The organism is Staphylococcus simiae (assembly GCF_017357005.1).
GTDB classification, from domain to species: domain Bacteria; phylum Bacillota; class Bacilli; order Staphylococcales; family Staphylococcaceae; genus Staphylococcus; species Staphylococcus simiae_A.
Genome location: NZ_CP071589.1, coordinates 2,155,914 through 2,173,964 on the forward strand (window position 1 = coordinate 2,155,914; position 18,051 = coordinate 2,173,964).

At 32.5% G+C, this 18,051-nt stretch carries 21 protein-coding genes; 4 read left to right on the forward strand and 17 right to left on the reverse strand.

The genetic code is table 11. From position 1 onward, the window contains the following. The first annotated feature begins 174 nt into the window (after nt 1–174). Both J3R86_RS10005 and J3R86_RS10010 read left to right on the forward strand, forming a co-directional pair. On the forward strand, nt 175–615 hold the full coding sequence (locus J3R86_RS10005; protein WP_207517149.1) for a MarR family winged helix-turn-helix transcriptional regulator: 441 nt from the start codon (nt 175–177) through the stop codon (nt 613–615). Then, entirely contained in the window at nt 608–1,816 is a 1,209-nt protein-coding gene (locus J3R86_RS10010; protein WP_207517150.1) for an MFS transporter, read from the forward strand. The genes J3R86_RS10005 and J3R86_RS10010 overlap by 8 nt, the downstream gene beginning before the upstream one ends. A 102-nt stretch (nt 1,817–1,918) precedes the next feature. Here the strand turns inward: J3R86_RS10010 and J3R86_RS10015 are convergent, their stop codons facing one another. The 7 genes from J3R86_RS10015 to J3R86_RS10045 all read right to left on the reverse strand — a co-directional run bounded on the left by J3R86_RS10015 (nt 1,919) and on the right by J3R86_RS10045 (nt 6,904). Continuing rightward, entirely contained in the window at nt 1,919–2,269 is a 351-nt protein-coding gene (locus J3R86_RS10015) for a SarA family transcriptional regulator (RefSeq protein ID WP_207517151.1), read from the reverse strand. A 571-nt stretch (nt 2,270–2,840) separates the two neighbouring features. Next, nucleotides 2,841–3,863: a GTP 3',8-cyclase MoaA gene (gene moaA / locus J3R86_RS10020; RefSeq protein ID WP_207517152.1), complete on the reverse strand. Its 1,023-nt coding sequence runs from the start codon at nt 3,861–3,863 to the stop codon at nt 2,841–2,843. A 19-nt stretch (nt 3,864–3,882) separates the two neighbouring features. Next, nucleotides 3,883–4,482 (reverse strand): molybdenum cofactor guanylyltransferase MobA, encoded by a 600-nt coding sequence (mobA, locus tag J3R86_RS10025; protein WP_207517153.1) that lies wholly within the window; start codon nt 4,480–4,482, stop codon nt 3,883–3,885. A 7-nt stretch (nt 4,483–4,489) separates the two neighbouring features. After that, complete coding sequence (gene moaD, locus J3R86_RS10030; protein WP_207517154.1) at nt 4,490–4,723, reverse strand: molybdopterin converting factor subunit 1; 234 nt, start codon at nt 4,721–4,723, stop codon at nt 4,490–4,492. Nucleotides 4,724–4,725: 2 nt separating this feature from the next. Next, the gene (locus J3R86_RS10035) at nt 4,726–5,172 is read right to left on the reverse strand and encodes a molybdenum cofactor biosynthesis protein MoaE (protein ID WP_207517155.1); all 447 of its coding nucleotides are present in this window, start codon (nt 5,170–5,172) and stop codon (nt 4,726–4,728) included. 5 nt (nt 5,173–5,177) lie between these two features. After that, a complete protein-coding gene (mobB, locus tag J3R86_RS10040; protein ID WP_207517156.1) occupies nt 5,178–5,648 on the reverse strand; it encodes a molybdopterin-guanine dinucleotide biosynthesis protein B in 471 nt (156 codons plus the stop codon). Then, a complete protein-coding gene (locus J3R86_RS10045; RefSeq protein ID WP_207517157.1) occupies nt 5,645–6,904 on the reverse strand; it encodes a molybdopterin molybdotransferase MoeA in 1,260 nt (419 codons plus the stop codon). The genes mobB and J3R86_RS10045 overlap by 4 nt, the downstream gene beginning before the upstream one ends. A 62-nt stretch (nt 6,905–6,966) precedes the next feature. Here J3R86_RS10045 and moaC point away from each other — a divergent pair, with 62 nt between their 5' ends. After that, nucleotides 6,967–7,458 carry a cyclic pyranopterin monophosphate synthase MoaC gene (moaC, locus tag J3R86_RS10050; protein ID WP_207517158.1) on the forward strand — a complete coding sequence of 164 codons (492 nt, stop codon included), beginning with the start codon at nt 6,967–6,969 and terminating at the stop codon, nt 7,456–7,458. 8 nt (nt 7,459–7,466) lie between these two features. Here the strand turns inward: moaC and J3R86_RS10055 are convergent, their stop codons facing one another. From J3R86_RS10055 to modA, 5 genes are all read right to left on the reverse strand, one after another. Further along, complete coding sequence (locus tag J3R86_RS10055) at nt 7,467–7,973, reverse strand: MogA/MoaB family molybdenum cofactor biosynthesis protein (protein ID WP_207517159.1); 507 nt, start codon at nt 7,971–7,973, stop codon at nt 7,467–7,469. Nucleotides 7,974–7,985: 12 nt separating this feature from the next. After that, nucleotides 7,986–8,990 carry a ThiF family adenylyltransferase gene (locus J3R86_RS10060; RefSeq protein WP_207517160.1) on the reverse strand — a complete coding sequence of 335 codons (1,005 nt, stop codon included), beginning with the start codon at nt 8,988–8,990 and terminating at the stop codon, nt 7,986–7,988. Nucleotides 8,991–9,172: 182 nt separating this feature from the next. Further along, a complete protein-coding gene (locus tag J3R86_RS10065) occupies nt 9,173–9,787 on the reverse strand; it encodes an ATP-binding cassette domain-containing protein (RefSeq protein WP_207517161.1) in 615 nt (204 codons plus the stop codon). Continuing rightward, complete coding sequence (gene modB / locus J3R86_RS10070) at nt 9,788–10,459, reverse strand: molybdate ABC transporter permease subunit (protein ID WP_207517162.1); 672 nt, start codon at nt 10,457–10,459, stop codon at nt 9,788–9,790. Nucleotides 10,460–10,472: 13 nt separating this feature from the next. Further along, the gene (modA, locus tag J3R86_RS10075) at nt 10,473–11,255 is read right to left on the reverse strand and encodes a molybdate ABC transporter substrate-binding protein (protein ID WP_207517163.1); all 783 of its coding nucleotides are present in this window, start codon (nt 11,253–11,255) and stop codon (nt 10,473–10,475) included. Nucleotides 11,256–11,545: 290 nt separating this feature from the next. Between modA and fdhD the strand changes: the two genes are divergently transcribed. Continuing rightward, the gene (gene fdhD, locus J3R86_RS10080; RefSeq protein WP_207517164.1) at nt 11,546–12,391 is read left to right on the forward strand and encodes a formate dehydrogenase accessory sulfurtransferase FdhD; all 846 of its coding nucleotides are present in this window, start codon (nt 11,546–11,548) and stop codon (nt 12,389–12,391) included. A gap of 67 nt (nt 12,392–12,458) precedes the next feature. Here the strand turns inward: fdhD and J3R86_RS10085 are convergent, their stop codons facing one another. The 5 genes from J3R86_RS10085 to J3R86_RS10105 form a co-directional block, all read right to left on the reverse strand. Then, a complete protein-coding gene (locus tag J3R86_RS10085) occupies nt 12,459–13,247 on the reverse strand; it encodes a GNAT family N-acetyltransferase (RefSeq protein WP_207517165.1) in 789 nt (262 codons plus the stop codon). A gap of 205 nt (nt 13,248–13,452) precedes the next feature. Beyond that, nucleotides 13,453–14,001, reverse strand: coding sequence for a biotin transporter BioY (locus J3R86_RS10090; RefSeq protein WP_207517166.1), 549 nt, complete (start codon nt 13,999–14,001; stop codon nt 13,453–13,455). A gap of 106 nt (nt 14,002–14,107) precedes the next feature. Then, a complete protein-coding gene (locus J3R86_RS10095) occupies nt 14,108–15,052 on the reverse strand; it encodes a nucleoside hydrolase (RefSeq protein WP_207518550.1) in 945 nt (314 codons plus the stop codon). A gap of 349 nt (nt 15,053–15,401) precedes the next feature. Beyond that, entirely contained in the window at nt 15,402–16,310 is a 909-nt protein-coding gene (locus tag J3R86_RS10100; protein WP_207517167.1) for an ABC transporter substrate-binding protein, read from the reverse strand. A gap of 360 nt (nt 16,311–16,670) precedes the next feature. Continuing rightward, the gene (locus J3R86_RS10105; protein ID WP_207517168.1) at nt 16,671–17,828 is read right to left on the reverse strand and encodes an acyl-CoA dehydrogenase family protein; all 1,158 of its coding nucleotides are present in this window, start codon (nt 17,826–17,828) and stop codon (nt 16,671–16,673) included. Nucleotides 17,829–18,051 lie beyond the last annotated feature (223 nt).

Here is an 18,051-nt window from a genome sequence, read left to right on the forward strand (position 1 = left end):
ATATAATCCCCCAATATTTATCCTTACGCTTAGTCTAACAAAATAACAAATATTTTTCTCATTATACATTTTTAAAGTATGCAACTATTGAAATAAATGATTTCAAGTCTTATAATTATTTTTGTCGCTAAAAAGGTTAGCCTAGCTAACTATTTAACTAAAAGGAGTTTCACTATGCTAGAACATGATTTTTTCAATAGTTTCGTTACTGTTTATCGACCTTATTTAAAATTAGCTGAACCTATTTTAGAAAAGCATCAAATTTACTATGGTCAATGGCTTATATTACGAGATATCGCCAAACATCAACCTACGACACTCGTTGAAATTTCACATAGACGTGCCATTGAGAAACCAACTGCTAGAAAAACCATCAAAGCATTAATCGATTATGGTTATTTGAATGTCGATTCTAGTAAAGCAGATAAACGTCAAAAATTATTAAGTTTATCTATCTCTGGTCAAGATTTATATACAGCTGTGCATCAAGATATAACATTGTTACAACATTCAATTACCCAACAAACTGATATTACACATGAAGAAATGGCACAAACCATTACCATTATGAATAAAATTCATTCAACATTATTAGGAGGAGAACAAAGTGACTGAACATTCATCAATTAAAGATCCAATATTTACCAAAAGTTTTAATACTAACTTTTTAATTAATTTTGTTGTTTATTTATGCATGTATCTATTACTCGTAGTTATTGCTGGATATAGCATAAGTGAATATCACGCTTCTGATTCTTTAGCTGGATTAGTTGTCGGATTGTTTATTGTCGGATCGCTAATAGGACGTTTTGCATCTGGTAAGTTTGTTAACCAAGTAGGTCCAAAACGATTACTATTAATAGGACTTATTTGTTTAATTATTACGCAACTATTATATTTTATACCTGGATCATTAAGCTTTCTCATTTTCGTTAGATTAATTAATGGTATCGCTACGGCTATGGTAACTACTGCAACAGGTACAATCGCTGCATACGTTACTCCAGCTACAAGAAAAAGTGAAGGTATTAGTTTATTTTCATTAAGCTTAGTTCTCGGTACAGCAATAGGTCCATTCTTTGGTATGTTATTAATTACACATTATCCAATTACTTTATTATTCATTATTTGTGTCATATTAGGCTGCTTAGGTCTCGTGATGTCATTCTTTATCAAAGTTGACTTTGATACAACATCTGAGCCAACTGCCACAACACAACAAACAAGTAAATCTAAATGGAGTATACACAATTTTATTGCTAGTGAAGCAATACCTGTTGCCATCGTCATGTTATTAGTCGGTATTACTTATTCATCCGTACTAACGTATTTACAAGCGTTTGCCGTTGAACGTCAGTTGGTGACGGCCGCAAGCTATTTCTTTATATTCTTTGCCATCACATCATTAATTACACGTCCCCTTGCTGGTAGATTAATGGATGCTAAAAATGAAAATATCGTTGTTTATCCTGCATTTATTGCATTAATTATATCGTTCATATGTTTAATGTTCAGTTTCCAAGGTTGGATGATATTTATAGCTGGCGCTGCCTTAGGAATTGGCTATGGTAATTTATCTTCTTCTATGCAAGCGATAGCTATTAAAGTGTCTCCACCAGTTAAATACGGTTTAGCTACTTCAACCTTTTTCGTTGGGTTAGATGCTGGTGTTGGTTTTGGTCCATCATTACTTGGATTAATTACTCATATATTTAGTTATAGCCAAATTTATGGGTTAATGGCCTTACTTGGCTTAATTACATTGATCGTCTACTTCCTCATTCATGGTCGTAAAGTTAAAGCATCAACTTATTAACCATTGACCATGAAAAATACTAAAAAATAAGGATGTTTACAATGACCTTTAGACACATTGTCCCCGTACTTGAGTCTAAATCATGTAAACATCCTTTTTATATTAATTAGTGACGCTTAAAGCTTCAATTTCTTTCGTGATTTTATCTAATAATTTCTTTTGAGTTGCATTGTAGAAGTAAAATACTTGTCTTTCATCAGTTTCAGAACGTAATTTTGAAATAAGATCTTTTTTATAAATCTTACGGATAATGACATCTATCTTACTTGTATCCCATAACATTTCAAAATGAAGTGTATCTCTCAATTCTTTACCACTAATTTTTTGTCCTTCATATACTTTAAATAATACTACAAATTCCTCGATAGAAATTTTATAAGTACTTTTAAGCCAGTGCTTTAATTGACTTAATTCTCTTTCAGCTGATATGAAACGTTGAACTTTATTACTCATAATATGATGCCTCCTATGTCAATTCTTAGATGTGTGTAATTCATATTATAATAAAATTTCTTATTTTTATTATATAACATTTTATGCATCTTATCTATTTTAAATATTAAATTGTCGACTATATCTTGTTGATATTTATATCTTTTGAACAACTAGTTATTTATTTATCGGTATATCATCTTAAATTGTATATGTATTTCGTCCATAAATTCATAACTTTATAGTTCTAAAAAATAGATAACTTTATTAACATATATTTTTTTAGCAAGTTCTCTATTTTCTTAAACTCTATTAATAATTCCCAACCATATAAAGTGATTCTCTAACCAATGGGACTGAAATTTTTAATAATTTAAATTTACATTTAATTAAAGTTCTCTATTTTTCAAGATTGATAAATAAAAAATGAATAACTATGTATCAGTCCAATTTGGAAGAGAACCTTAATTAATCAGTCAAAAAAACGAATTACACAGTCCACACAAACAAAAAACTCAACAGTCATTGCGACTACTGAGTTTTAACAACATATTAGCTTTATTTATTAAAAACATAATTCAAGTATCAATACTTAACCACCAATATAGTTCATATTGATTTTTTTACGTCGACGATTAGCTACTGTTTGTTCTGTACGTTCGTCGGAATATCTATCATCTCTAACTTGCCATAAAGCTTTGAATTGTTCTAATAATTCTTCATCTGTCACACCAGAACGCATAAATTCTTTAACATTAAATCCATCAACCGTTGCAAATAAACAACCATAGAATTTACCATCTGATGATAAACGTGCACGTGTACATGTTGAACAAAATGATTGAGAGACACTTGTAATCAAGCCGAATTTAACACCATTATCTTGATGTCGATAATATTTTGCCACTTCACCAAAGTATTTAGGCTCTACTGGTGCCACTTCAAAATGTTGTTCAATCATAGATAGCATGTCGTCTTTTGATACGACCTTACTAAAATCCCATCCATTATCATTACCAACATCCATAAATTCAATAAAACGAATTTCAATATCTTTATGTTTAAAATATTCTAACATAGGAATAATTTGATCATCATTCACACCTTTTTGAACAACAACGTTAACTTTAACGTCAAAGCCAATTGATACTGCATAATCAATTTGTTCCAAAATGGTTGTTGCTTTAATATTTCTATTATTAAGTGCTTTAAATACTTCATTATCAATAGCATCTAAACTAACATTAATTCGTCTTAAGCCAGCATTATATAATTTTTGGCCATGTTTTTTAAGTAATAAACCATTGGTTGTTAAACCAATATCTTCAATACCTTCAATTTGAACTAATTGTGCAATCAGTTGATCTAAATTACGTCTTAACAACGGTTCTCCACCTGTGATACGTATCTTTTTAACGCCTAATCGGGCATATACTTTAGAAATTCTGACCATTTCATCAAATGTTAGCAATTCATCTTTAGGTAAGAAGACATAATCATCTCCAAAAATTTCTTTTGGCATACAATAATCGCATCTAAAATTACATCGATCCGTTACAGATAATCTTAAATCACGTATGGGACGCCCTAATTTATCTTTAATTTGTTCTACCATTTATGGACCTCCTTATTACTTATATTATTCTATTCAAAGAGTCCAAATCTTGTTGATAGTTAATATTTTTATACCAATAATCTGGTGAATTAACTGCTTTAACATCCAAACTATCCGTTGATAGCTGTTTATAGACATTTTTAAAGCTGTAATCATTTGAATGCAGTGCCTCACTTATTGCTGACATAGCATTCGGACTGTAAAATGCAATCGTTGGTATATAGCGACCATCTTCTTTAAATGCTGCAATATCTAGATGATCATCAATAAGATGTGACACTAAAAACTGATACAATTCACTAATTGCTTTACCAGTAATCATTGGCGTGTCAACTGACACAACAAAGAATAACTCTGCATCTTGATATTGTGTCATCACTGTATAAATTCCTGCTAATGGGCCCTTATCTTTATGCTCTTCATCATCTACAACAATCTGATCATAGTTAAATAATGATTTGATTTGATCATTGGTACTAATGACAATGTCATTAAACATGTTGGTCGCTTCTAATTCTCTAATGATACGTTGATAAAACATTTCACCTTGTATCGTCGCAAATGCTTTATGCTGACCAAATCTTGTCGAATGACCTCCTGCTAATATAATAGCTATCATATATGGTTTAACCTCCACTAACCGGTGGAATTAAAGCCACAACATCATTAGGTTGAATCACATCTGTTTTTTGAACAAATTCTTCATTAACTGCTACTTGAAATTTTTTATTATCTATTTGTGGATAACGTCCAAATAAGTAATTTTCAAATTGTTGTACACTTACTGCTTGCTCAAATGTAATATTTTCTTCTGCTTTTTGTATCAACTCTTTAATTTCGGCGAAGTAAAGTATCTTCATATTTATTCCCCCCTCTTCGCTTCTTCATAACTTCCTTTTTGATGCCCTTGCCATTCTGAACCGTCTTCCCATATTTCTTTTTTCCAAATAGGAACGATTTCTTTAATACGTTCAATAGCGTATTCGTTCGCACGATAGGCATCTTTACGGTGTGGCGATGATACCGCAATTAACACTGCTATATCAGAAATTTGCAATGGTCCGATTCTATGGACAATTGTTGTAATCGTCCCAGGCCATTGTCTAGATATTTCATCACCAATTTGAGCTAATTTCTTTTCAGCCATTGGAATATAAGCTTCATATTCTAAATATTCCGTTTTAACACCTTTAGTCCATTCTCGAACATGCCCGGTAAACACGACAACAGCACCCTGACATTCATTCAGCGTGAAGTCACGATACTGTTCTGTTTGAATAGGCTCTGTTACAATTTCAAATTGTTTCATTCATTTCAACCCTCTATTTTGATTCTATTTAAAAGCCACTCATCAAATGTTGTAAAATCTTTCGTCTCCCAAATATTGATGCTATAACAAATATGAGATAATTGCTCTAATTCTCTAAGTTGTTGCTCATCTTTATAAACTATCACTTTGTTGTAATCAGCTTGCTTAAAACCTTCAACTAAAATGATATTGGTATCAATTGTAACAGATTTCTCAATAATTTGAGTAAGATTTTGTTTATTATGACGTGTCACAGTTTGTTGAAAATTGGTACCTTGAACAATACTTTGATCTGCACCTGCTTCAAAATGTTTCATATGGTCAACATCATCACTTTGTAAAGCAATATCTTCTTGACTATGACCATGATGTTTAATCGTTGCTACTGTGTAGCCTTGAGATTTTAAAAATGACACCATATGTTCCATCAACGTTGTCTTTCCAGAATTTTTAAAACCTACAATTTGCAAAATCATAGCATTAATTCCTCTTCATAAGCGTTAGATTCCGTTAAAATGACATCAACAGTATGACCTGCTTTAAAACCACGTGAACCTCCAGGCAACATAATCATAGCATTAGCATGTGCTATAGCCACTACTGCACCAGATTTATTAAAACCAGAAGGTACTACTGTCGCACCAGCAGTTGTTAACGTTGCTTTAGCTCTAATAAAACGACTAAATGGATTAGCTTTAGTAAAATCCTCCATTAATGTTGCTTTAATAATTTGTGGATACATTTCTAGCGCACCACACATGTGTCTGACAGCTGTTTTAACAAATAGTTCAAAGCCTGTGAAACACGCTGATGGATTACCAGATAAACCAAATAAATATTTACCTTGTGCAAAAGCCACAGTTGTTACACTACCCGGACGCATAGCAACTTTATTAAATAGTACTTCAGCTCCGATGGCTTTATAAATTTCTGGTAAATAATCAAAGTCTCCTACTGAAACACCACCTGTCGTTATGACAATATCATGTTCAGACATGGCCTCTTTAACGATTTGAATACCACTAGCTAAGTCATCTTTTTGTGTACGATAAACACCAACTTCAAGTCCAATTTTTTCGGCTAACGCTTTAATCATTGGCCCATTAGAGTTTCGAATTTTACCTTCTTCTAATTCATCAGCTACATCAAGTAATTCACTACCAGTTGCAATCACAGCTACGCTAGGTTGCTTAACAACTTTAACCTCTGTATAGCCATATGTTGCTAAGACAGCGATGGCACCTGGATTAACTGTTTGACCTTTCTTAAGTACTAAATCACCTGTCGTTGTTTCTTCACCTTTTAATGAAATATTTTCATTTTTAGCAAATGGTTTACGAATTGTAAAAGTGTCCTCTTGTTCGATAGTTTGTTCAAACATCACGACAGCATCAGCGCCTTCAGGTACTTGTGCACCTGTCATAATTCTAACCGCTTCATGATCTCCTACAATTTTATTTGAAACTGATCCTGCCCCGATATGATCGATGACTTTAAATTCAACACGATGTTGACCACTGGCATTCGCTGAATCTTGACTACGAATAGCAAAACCATCGTATGGAGATTTATTAAATCTCGGAATATCATATGTTGCCACAATATCTTCAGCTAAAATATGACCTAAACTATCATTTAATGACACAGTCAATGTCTCCATAGAACTTTGTTGTTTAACGATACGTTCGATAGCTTCTTTAACTGGAATGGGATTTCTTTTTTCTACTACCATTAAAATCATCTCCAAAAAATTTATTTTTTCATGCTATACTAGATTAACTAGGAGGGGTAAAAATGTCTGAATTTACTCATATCAACCAACAAGGTCATGCAAAAATGGTTGATGTATCAAATAAAACTATTACTAAAAGAACTGCAATTGCACATTCCAGTATCATTGTTAATGATGTCATTTATCATCAAATCGTCACTAACACTGCAGCTAAAGGTAATGTACTTAATACTGCACAAATTGCTGGTATTATGGCAGCTAAAAATACTGCAACGATTATACCTATGTGTCATCCATTACCATTAACTGGCATAGATGTTTCATTCAGCTGGGACACGTCACAAGCACCAACATCTTATATATTAAATATTGAAGCAACAGTGTCTACGACCGGTAAAACTGGTGTTGAAATGGAAGCTTTAACAACTGCTTCTGTAACAGCATTAACAATTTATGACATGACTAAAGCTGTCGATAAAGGTATGATTATCGGTCAAACTTATCTTGAAAGTAAATCTGGTGGTAAATCCGGTGACTACCACCGTTCTAATTAATTCAATTACTATTTTGTTAGCTCATGAACTAGATGATTTAATTCTGGTTTGATGAGCTTTTCTATTGCTAACTTAACAGCACCTGTTGAACCAGGTAATGAAAAGATAAGTTGATTATTAACTGTACCTGCCACTGCTCTAGATAATAAAGCTCTTGTACCTACATCTTCTGTATAACTCAAATATCTAAATAACTCTCCAAAACCTTCTATTTCTTTAGTAAGCAATGGTCTAACTGCTTCAATTGTAACATCACGTTGGGCAATACCAGTGCCACCAGTTGTAATAATGACATCTACATCTTCAGCAAGCCATTCTTCTATTTGTGTTGTAATTAATGCTTTATCATCTTTGACGATTTGATAATGGTGATCAGCAATAATCACTTGATCTTCTTGTAATAAACGTTTAACTAACTGTCCGCCTTTATCTGTATCAACATCTCTAGTATCGGAGACTGTTAATACTGCTGCTTTCACTTGTCTATTCAATTTGACGTTAGTATGTTCACCCATGTTAATCTCTCCTTAACCAAATAATAAATTCATTAAATGCGTGGCATCTGTTACACGATTTAAACCATGAATTAAAAAGCGTCCACCCTCGAAGGCAACAATACGATGTCCTTTAAATTCAAACATCACCATATATTGATTACTCCGATAGTTTAATTGATGTTCATTTAAAAATTGAATTAACATATCATGTGTAATGGCTTTATTTTCGTATTGTACAGTATCTCGACCACATAATGTGGCATAACTTTGTTCGCCACTTTGTAAATACGGAAATGTTGGATTTTCACCACACGTTTGACATGTAGGTCGTTGCATTCTACTAAAACCAAAAGAATGATGTGTCCCATCCCAAATATCACCATATGTAATTTTAGTATCAATCTGTTGCTGTGTTAGTATTTTTAATGCATCTCTTAATTGTAAGCTTGTCGTCATCGTTACAGCTGGTTGTATCACGCCAACCGTATCACATGTTAAATTCAACACTGGCAACTGAGGAACCAAACAGTTAAAACATGGTGTTTGTCCAGGGATAAATGTTGCTTCTATATACGTACTTTGAACAACCCCACCATATATCCAAGGAATATGATATTTATAAGCTACATCATTAATGAGTTGTCTCGTTTCAAAATTATCAGTAGCATCTAAAATAACATCCACATCATGGATATGCGTATCTAAAAAATAATAATCAACATGTTCAATATATGCATCAATCTCAACATCATGTCGTATGTCAACCAAATGAGATTTAGCAGCTACTACTTTAGGCATCATTTTGAGCGCATCTTGTTCAGTGAATAATGTTTGTCGTTGTAAATTACTAAATTCAATATAATCTCGATCTACAATGGTAAGTTTCCCAATACCAGCTCTAACAAGACCTTCTGCTAAATGTGTCCCTAAAGCCCCCATTCCAATAATTAATGCATGTTTATGGTTAATTTGTTGTTGTCCTTTTGCACCAATATGTTTAAATAATATTTGTCTTGAATAGCGCTCTTGATTCACATTAAGTTTCCTTTCTTATCATGTCATTAACTCTATTATAAGGCTCCCACCATTGACTAACAAAAATTGCGCTTAAAAAAAGGCTAAAACATCATTAAAATTTCTATAGAAGTGAACAACTTCAAAATTTTAATACGTTCTAACCTCTTAATCACGATCATAACGTCCCCAAGACATTTATATTATCTTCGGTGTCCAATATTAACAATGTCATGAGCCATTCGTTTAGCTTCATAATCTGAATGCGTCACAAATATGATAGGAATTTTCCATTCATCAAAAATACGTTGTACTAATGTGATACTTTCATCTTTAGTAGCATCATCTAAACTAGAAAATGGTTCATCTAATAAGATTAAATCAGGTTTAGTACTTAATGCTCTCGCTAATGCTACACGTTGTGATTCACCACCAGATAATGTCATAGGATATTGATTTACTAAATGTTCAATATTTAATGTTTTCATCAAATTAGTAATATGCTCAGATGGTTCAGCCATAAAAGTAATATTATTATAAACCGTCATATTAGGAAATAGTTGATAATCTTGGAATAAATAGCCAATATGGCGTTGTTGTATTTTAACATTGACTTTATTGTTAGTATCAGTTAACAGTCGTCCATTTACTTTTATCAAAGCTTCGTCAGCTTGACGCAGTCCTGCAATCATATTGAGTACTGTAGTTTTACCAATACCAGAAGGACCTCGTACAGCATAAATTTTCGGTGTTGTATCATCTATATCGATATTGATTAAAGTATCTTTTAATTGATATTTAAGTTTAATTGTTAACATTTAGTCGACCTCCTTATACTTATCTCGATTTAATAAATTAATCGTTGAGATAACTACAACAGAGAATGCAACTAATACTAATACCCATAACCATGCTTCGTTTTCTCTACCTTGTTCTACTAAGAAGTAAATTTCTAAAGGTAACGTATTCGTTTTATTAGGAATGTAACCTGCCACCATTAAGGTAGCACCAAATTCACCAAGTGCACGTGCAAAACTCATCATAATACCAGCTAGAATTGAACGCTTGGCAAGTGGTAATACGAGCTTAAAAAATATTTTCAGCTCACTAGCGCCCATTGTTCTTGCGGTATTAAGCATTTTAGTATCGATGCTACGAAATCCTTGCACTGTATGTTGATACATTAATGGAAAACTAACAATGACAGATGCAATAACTGCACCTGTCAAAGTGAACACTACGGGTAAGTGTAAAATATTAGCAAAGAATTGCCCTACTACACTTCTTGGTGAGAATACAATAAGTAATATAAACCCAAGGACTGTCGGTGGTAGGACAATTGGTAATATCAATATACTTTCAAGAACTTTAACCCAATGCCCTTTACGATGATACAACCATTTAGAGATGATAATGCCAATGATAGTAACAATAATTGTACTAATGACTGCGACACGTATCGATATCCAAAAGGATGTTAAGTCAGGCATGGATTACAACTCCTTACGCTGCGAAATGATAATCTTTTAAGATTTTTTTAGCTTTTTCTGATTTTAAGAAATCCATCCATTCTTTAGCTAATTTCTTATCAGATGTAGCTCCTGCTTCATAAGTGATTGGTTTTTTAAGTTCTACTTGTTTAATTTCTTTTACAGAATCAATTTTTTTGTTTTGTTTGTATAAATCAGTTTTATAAACGAAACCTGCTTGAGCATTTCCTTTTTCAACATAATTTAATACTTGTTTAACATCTTTAGCATAAACAATTTTATTTTTTACAGAATCATAAAGATTATTATCTTCTAAATATTGTTTAGCATATTTACCAGCTGGTACAGTTTTTTCTTCACCAAGCGCTAATTTTTCGTTACCTTTTAAATCTTTAACAGATTTCAAATCAGCATTTTTATCTCCAATTAATACTAAGCTGTTTTTTGCATATTTGTATGTATCATGTGCTTTGTCTTTATCTTTCAAAGCATCAACATCTTTAGTGTTTGCTGACATGAATACATCTACAGATGCACCGGATTCAATTTGTTTTTTCAATGCACCAGAACCACCATAGTTGAATTTAATATCAACATTTTTGTGATCTTTTTTGAATTCTTTTTCAAGTTCTTTCGTTACATCTGTTAAGCTAGCTGCTGCAGAAATTTGCATTTCTTGTTTTTTACCATTATCAGATGATTCTTTTTTACTATCCTTACTGTCATTTGAACTAGAACAACCTGCAAGAACGATACATAATGCCATCACTAAAGCTAAAATATGTTTCATTTTCATTATGTGTACAACCACCATTTTTAAATTTATTACAATTTTAATTATACACTTATTACAAATTTTTAAAAGATGTGTGTGAATTTTTGAACAATATTCGAATAACTGACACATTTTTTATATTGTTGCTAATTGTGTTCAACATTTTTTATTGATCAAGTTTAATGAGTGATTTTTTTCAATCTTTTGCAATTATTAACTGGTCAATATAATTTTATTTAGGCAAATATATTAAAATTGTTTGTAAATTAGTATATTATATATATTATGCTATTTTTTAAAGGAGTATTATCATGAATGAAGATGTATCTACAGGGCAACCTATCGTTAGGTATGAAAACGGTGAATTATATGAAACTACAGATCAATATGTCACTGAATTTCCATTAACAATTATGGTTAATGGTGAAGAATTTGCCACTGTCATCTGTAGTCCAACAAATCTTGAAGAGTTGGTAATTGGTTTTTTAGCATCTGAGGGCGCAATTTTAAAAAGAGATGAACTAAAATCAGTCATGATTGATGATAGTAAAGGATTTGCTCATGTTGAGTTAACTAAAGCATTGGGAGATCGTTTTGAATACTCTACAAAACGTATGATTGCTTCTTGTTGTGGTAAAAGTCGTGAATTCTATTTTCAAAACGATGCTGCAGTTGCCAAAACATCTATGTCAAAAATCAAGTTAAATCCAACTCAAATATTTAATATGATGACTCGCTTACGAACTGCAAGTCAACTTTATCAACAAACTGGTGGCTTACATAATGCTGCTATTAGTGATGGCGATAATTTCTTCGAACATCGTCAAGATATAGGTAGACATAATGCCCTAGATAAACTGTATGGCTTTTGTATTCAAAGACATATTCCAGTACGCGATAAAGTTCTTATTTTTAGTGGTCGTATCTCGTCTGAAATTTTAATCAAAGCTGCTAAAATAGGTGTCGGCGTCATTTTATCTAAATCCGCACCGACAACTTTAGCTGTCACTTTAGCAGATGACTTAAATATTACTGCTGTTGGTTTTATTAGAAATGGCGGTTTCAATATTTATAGTCATCCAGAACGTATTGTAGAAGACGAAGACGTCATAGAACAAAATGACGTATCATTAACAAATTTTAAATTTAAATCATAAGAACAGGCGTGAGCCAGAAACAATTTGTTATGCAACAATGTTTTCTGGACCACGCCTTTTATGTTAGCTATTCTTCTGTACGCTCATTTTGTGTCACATCCGTTTTTAATACATGATAAGCAAAGCTTAAGAATACGTATCCTTGTTTTAAGTACATATCTTTAGCAGTATCTTCCCCATCTGCAACTAATATGATGGTTTTGTTACCATGCTTCGTAGCATATTCTCCGATGAACGCTTGAATAGTTGAGCCTATTCCTTGCCTTTGGTAGTCATCTAACACACCAAAACTATCAATTTCTATGGTTGATTCATTTTCAATAAAATCTACTGAAGCTACTGGTAAATCATTTAAATATGCCACTAAACGCGTAATATGGTCATCTGCAAATTGTTGTCTAACACTTTGGCAACTTTCTTCAGCAAATGCTTCACCAAACGGTTGTGCAAAATGATAATGTATCTGCAAATAATCTTCCAATGTTGTTTGATCAACGACTTTGATTTCTACATTATTGTTAACTGGTAATTGTTGCAGTGTTTCACTTTCAATCGCGTATAACTCCATCACTCCTAATTGAAAGCCCTTATTTTTAAACAATGTCATCCATTGTTCATCAAGCAATTCATTTTCCGGGAAATAAAAAGATAAATGATGTGATTGTTGTGCATCATGTAATTGTTGTTGTCTTGCCATATCCGACAGCCATTGAGCTATTGTCGGTGTGCGTTTATAAATCCAAGTATTGCAATAATATTTTAAAGGGAAGGAAGGCATTAAATAAATAACGTAATCATCAGTATCTTCAAAGATTTCTCCTTCACGATATATATCTGTCATCGAAAGTTGTTGCATGTTAACCCCACCTTTATCAATATGTGTACTTAAAACAGCATTTGATTTATGGAGTGGGGTAGACATAATTTTTATAAAATTTATGTCGTAATCCACCCGACAAAACTGACTAAGTTTTTAAAACGTTGATTTATCAACATTTTGAAAACCAGACAGTTACTACTCAATGCTTAATTTTAAGTGTAAAATATTTTTTATCTCAGGCTCACCTAATTAATTGTTTAAACCTAGAATGGTTAAGTATTGCAGTACCAATCAAACTAGCTATAATTGCTTTAATTAAATCTCCGGGCATAAATGTTAATGATAGTAACAACGCTTTAGATAGCGGTATATGTATCATCAACCCCATAATAATAGTACCTAAAATATTTAGTCCTACAACTCCAAATAATAAAATAGCTATAAACAACACGATAAAATTAACTCGTTGTAAATATTTATCTCTCACCAGTCCTATAAAATAAGCTACAAAAGGATATAGCACAAGATATCCTACTGTTGGGCCAGCGAAGACTGCAATTCCACCACGTCCGCCTGATAAAAGTGGCAATCCTGCAATGACAAGTAATAAAAATATGATAACACTTAATGCACCTAAACGACGTCCTAAAATAATTCCAGCTAAAAAGATACCAATATTTTGTAAGATAATGGGTACTGGCATAAATGGCAAAGGAATTCCCGGCACAAGGCCAAGTATAGCAATAATAGCAGTCATTAACGCTGTGTAAACTAATTGTTTGGTTGTCATATGTATCGTCATCTCCTTAGTAATATAGAGATAATTATAGCATTAATGTTAACTTGTAAAAACGAAAAGTTTACATTACAACTAGATAGACTTTCTGCTAACTATCTTATTTAACTTTTTTCGCTAACTCAGTGATGTAATCGAAAAATGACGTTCTATCAACATGATTAATCACATTAACTGGTCTTCCCTGTGAAACTTCAAATGTACGTCCCTGACTAGGGCCATGGTTGATAACATCAACTAACTTATGCTCATATTGTACAAGTTCAGGTTTACCTACATAAGCTGTTGTCAGTACATCCCATAAAAAATATGTGGAGTTTGTTACAAAATGAGTTAATGGTGGTACTGCTGCATAACTAACACCTAAAAAATCAACACCTTCATATTGACGTTCATTAGCCCAACGTTGTCTAACATCTAGTGTAAGAGGTACTTGGTTTGTGCTTTCTAACGCTATCATATCGATAGTTATGTCACTTTCAAAGACAGTTTTAACAGCATCTGGATCCCAAAATGCATTCCATTCAGCTGTACCATCATGTTCAGGTTCTTCTACATTGCCTTTGTCTAAAAACGTACCACCCATCCATACTAATTTTTCAATATTTTGAGTAATGGTTGTATCTACAGTTAATGCTTTTGCTAAATCTGTTAATGGTCCCGTAAATAATAACGTCACCTTGTTTGGATTAGTCTTTAACGTATCAATGATATCTTGATATGCTTCTTTATCACTTTCCAGCGCATTGCGTTCTTTATGTATAGGTTCATTTAATACTGGTAAGGCATCCATGAAAAATGCATGCATACGCCAATCTTTTGGAAATGGATTTTTACCACGTTCATATGATGGTGCAACATTTATCTGTTCATGTGAAAAACGATTAATCACTTTTATCGATGCACTAACTGAAGGTTCTAAATAACAGTCTGCACCTATTGTACTAACTCCAATCAAATGAATATCATCCATTTGTAATAATAAAAATAAAGATACTAAATCATCAACGCCACCATCATGATTAAAGTATACATCTGTCATAATTATTCCCCTTTATTAATTGATTTTAATTAACTATAACATGTACCAATAACTATCGTCGAAACAGCTCAAGATACTTGCAATAAAAAAGGAGTCCCCCAAATCGGACTGATATTTTTGATAGTTTCGCATGCCAACTTTCGCATTATAGTAAAATTCTTTACTTAGAGTTTTTCTCTATTGCTTTCGTAGCTCAGATGTCTCGGATTCAAATCATTTTATATTTTTAATATTTTCTACTTACATATAATCAGTCCTGAAGAATAGAAGACCCACAATATTTGTAATAAAAAAAGTTGTAACCAGGAATTTTAAGTATCCTAATTACAACTTATTATAATCACTGTTTAACTTATTCAGCAGCTTTGATTAGTTTTTCTTTTAAATCTTTACGCATAAAGTCTAATGTGTATGGATCGTTATACCAATAAGTACCAGCTTCAACTTTTACAATATGACCATCTTTAACAGCTTTTAAGTTTTTCCAAATGTTTGTTGATTCATATCCAGGTGTTGGTTTACCTTCGCTTGTACTTACGATGTAGTCACCACCATATTTATCAACTTCTTCTTGCTTAATTTCTGCAAATCCAGCTTTTTCAGTTGCTTTCTTTTGTTCTGGTTGCATTTTTAGACCAAATGCTTGGTATAATACTTCGCCACCACGACCCCAGTTATCGCCGTATGTGTATAATTTTTTGTCAAATTCATCAAATAATGACACTGTTGAGTCGGCACCAATTTTGTCTTTAATTTCTTTGCCGTCTTTTTTAGTAGTGTCTTCCCATTCTTTTTTCCATTCTTTTACTTTGTCTTCTTTACCAACTAATTTACCTAACATTTCTTGTTGTTCAAGATATTTATGTTTGTTATAGTCGATGACTACTGTTGGAGCCACTTTTTGATATTTTTTAATATCTTTATCAGTAGAATATACTAAAATCATGTCTGGTTTTTCTTTAGCAACTTTTTCAACATCCCCGTCGCCAACTTTAGTTACGCCTTTAAATTTATCTTTTAAGACTTTGCTTTGATCCACTTGTTCATTAACAGCAACAATATTTGCTCCCAATTTTTTAAGTCCACCAGCATATGTAGGTGCTACAACTGCAATACGTTTAGGGTTTTTTGGAATATCGACAGTTTTGCCGTCATCCATTTTGTAAGATTTAGTGTCTGCCTTCTTGTCTTTATCTGAATTATTACCACAAGCAGCTAACACTAATACCAATATTATTAATGGTAAAAGTAATTTTTTCATAATATCCTCCTATTGAAAATCGTTATCAATTACTTAAAAAGTATACTAGATTACATATAAATTTACAATAGCTAAAAATGATATTTTTTTACTGATAAAATATATTTTGACAAAACTTTTCTATTAAAATGGTAAGCGCTTCACTTATTTTGAATATTATTTCTTAATAAAATTAAACATTTGAAACCAACATTTAACTCTATTCATCGTTCATCATTTGATATCATCTGTCATTCAAAAATAGATGTCTCACTTCAATAGAATCATATCCATTTAAATATTCGACTGGTCGTTTCCATTCTTCATTACATTATAAAAAGCTTGAATCATCATAACTGACTTCAAGCTTTCAACACATTATTATTCAAATTGTCCGGTAATACTTTTGGCAATATTTGTATAAACTGCATCTTCCATTGGCGGATTATGCAATCCAGCACGCATATCTCTATAGTATCTTTGTAATGGTCGTTCCATCTCTAAACTTTTGGCGCCTACAATTCTCATCGCCAAATCTACAATTTCTAAACCTTGATTCATGACTAACACTTTACTAGCAGATGTTGCATTTCTAATTTGATTATCATCCTTGTAAAGTCCATACCCTTTAGCAGTGCTCCAGAGAAAATGTCTGGCTGATAATAATAAACTTTCCATTTTACCAATATTCTGCTGTACAGTTGGTAATGTCGCAATACTTCCTTCTATGCTATTAGGTTGATAGTGCTGTGCAAAGTCTACGGCATAATCACGTGCTGCTTGAGCAATTCCTAAATAACAACTTGGAATGTGTAATATCCAACCATTAGGTGCTGTGCTTCTTTGTTGCTCTACAAAATGATCAGCAGGTACAAAAACATCATTTAATATTAAATCATGACTTTCAGTAGCTCTCATTCCTAACATATTCCAGTTATCAGCAATTTCAACACCATGTGCATCTTTAGGTACTAAAAAGAAGCCAAGTCCATGTAATTCTTCAACATACGCACCCACAATAAAATGCGTTAGCGCCTTACTCATTGATGTGAATGTTTTAACACCATTGATAATATAACCTTCACCACTTTTAACAGCATGCGTGCTTGGTCTTCCACCTCGTGTAGGACTTCCTGTCTCCGCTTCACTAACCGCTCTATTAACTAAAGCACCATGTCGCACTTCCTGAGCGAATCGTTGCAACATATCTTCAGACCATAAACGTTGTTCGTAAATTTGACCTACTACACTCACATGCCAACCGATAGATAACGCAGTAGCTCCATCAATCTCACCTAAAAATGATTGCAAAATAACCATATCTTCTATTGTCGCACCTTCACCGCCATATGCTTTTGGCAATGTTAATAACGTATAGCCTTCATCAATAAGCCATTGAATATTGTCATATGGAAAATGACTATGTCGATCGTTATAAGCTGCTCGCGCTTTAAATTGTTCAGCAATCGTCGCAAATTTATCAATCCATTTTCGTTGAATATCAGTTGTGATTAACATTGAATTAGCCATACCATTCATTTGTAACACCTCGTCTAATTTAGCAATTTATCGAATTATTCCTAGTTTAACACTCGACTTTAAAAAGAAAAAGTAATGTGTTGTGAACATTTAGTAACAAAATACGTTTATGTAATTACCGTTAGAACACTACCATTTCACTTATAGTCATCCTTTCATCATGTAATAACATCATAATTAACAATATCTAATTTTTTATTGTCACTTCTATTAGGTAAATGAT

Excerpts from the sequence above, each read along its gene's own strand:
- J3R86_RS10005 (WP_207517149.1), top strand. The coding sequence starts at position 175 with ATGCTAGAACATGATTTTTTCAATAGTTTCGTTACTGTTTATCGACCT.
- J3R86_RS10015 (WP_207517151.1), bottom strand. The coding sequence starts at position 2,269 with ATGAGTAATAAAGTTCAACGTTTCATATCAGCTGAAAGAGAATTAAGT.
- moaA (WP_207517152.1), bottom strand. The coding sequence starts at position 3,863 with ATGGTAGAACAAATTAAAGATAAATTAGGGCGTCCCATACGTGATTTA.
- mobA (WP_207517153.1), bottom strand. The coding sequence starts at position 4,482 with ATGATAGCTATTATATTAGCAGGAGGTCATTCGACAAGATTTGGTCAG.
- moaD (WP_207517154.1), bottom strand. The coding sequence starts at position 4,723 with ATGAAGATACTTTACTTCGCCGAAATTAAAGAGTTGATACAAAAAGCA.
- J3R86_RS10035 (WP_207517155.1), bottom strand. The coding sequence starts at position 5,172 with ATGAAACAATTTGAAATTGTAACAGAGCCTATTCAAACAGAACAGTAT.
- mobB (WP_207517156.1), bottom strand. The coding sequence starts at position 5,648 with ATGATTTTGCAAATTGTAGGTTTTAAAAATTCTGGAAAGACAACGTTG.
- J3R86_RS10045 (WP_207517157.1), bottom strand. The coding sequence starts at position 6,904 with ATGGTAGTAGAAAAAAGAAATCCCATTCCAGTTAAAGAAGCTATCGAA.
- moaC (WP_207517158.1), top strand. The coding sequence starts at position 6,967 with ATGTCTGAATTTACTCATATCAACCAACAAGGTCATGCAAAAATGGTT.
- J3R86_RS10055 (WP_207517159.1), bottom strand. The coding sequence starts at position 7,973 with ATGGGTGAACATACTAACGTCAAATTGAATAGACAAGTGAAAGCAGCA.
- J3R86_RS10065 (WP_207517161.1), bottom strand. The coding sequence starts at position 9,787 with ATGTTAACAATTAAACTTAAATATCAATTAAAAGATACTTTAATCAAT.
- modB (WP_207517162.1), bottom strand. The coding sequence starts at position 10,459 with ATGCCTGACTTAACATCCTTTTGGATATCGATACGTGTCGCAGTCATT.
- modA (WP_207517163.1), bottom strand. The coding sequence starts at position 11,255 with ATGAAAATGAAACATATTTTAGCTTTAGTGATGGCATTATGTATCGTT.
- fdhD (WP_207517164.1), top strand. The coding sequence starts at position 11,546 with ATGAATGAAGATGTATCTACAGGGCAACCTATCGTTAGGTATGAAAAC.
- J3R86_RS10085 (WP_207517165.1), bottom strand. The coding sequence starts at position 13,247 with ATGCAACAACTTTCGATGACAGATATATATCGTGAAGGAGAAATCTTT.
- J3R86_RS10090 (WP_207517166.1), bottom strand. The coding sequence starts at position 14,001 with ATGACAACCAAACAATTAGTTTACACAGCGTTAATGACTGCTATTATT.
- J3R86_RS10100 (WP_207517167.1), bottom strand. The coding sequence starts at position 16,310 with ATGAAAAAATTACTTTTACCATTAATAATATTGGTATTAGTGTTAGCT.
- J3R86_RS10105 (WP_207517168.1), bottom strand. The coding sequence starts at position 17,828 with ATGAATGGTATGGCTAATTCAATGTTAATCACAACTGATATTCAACGA.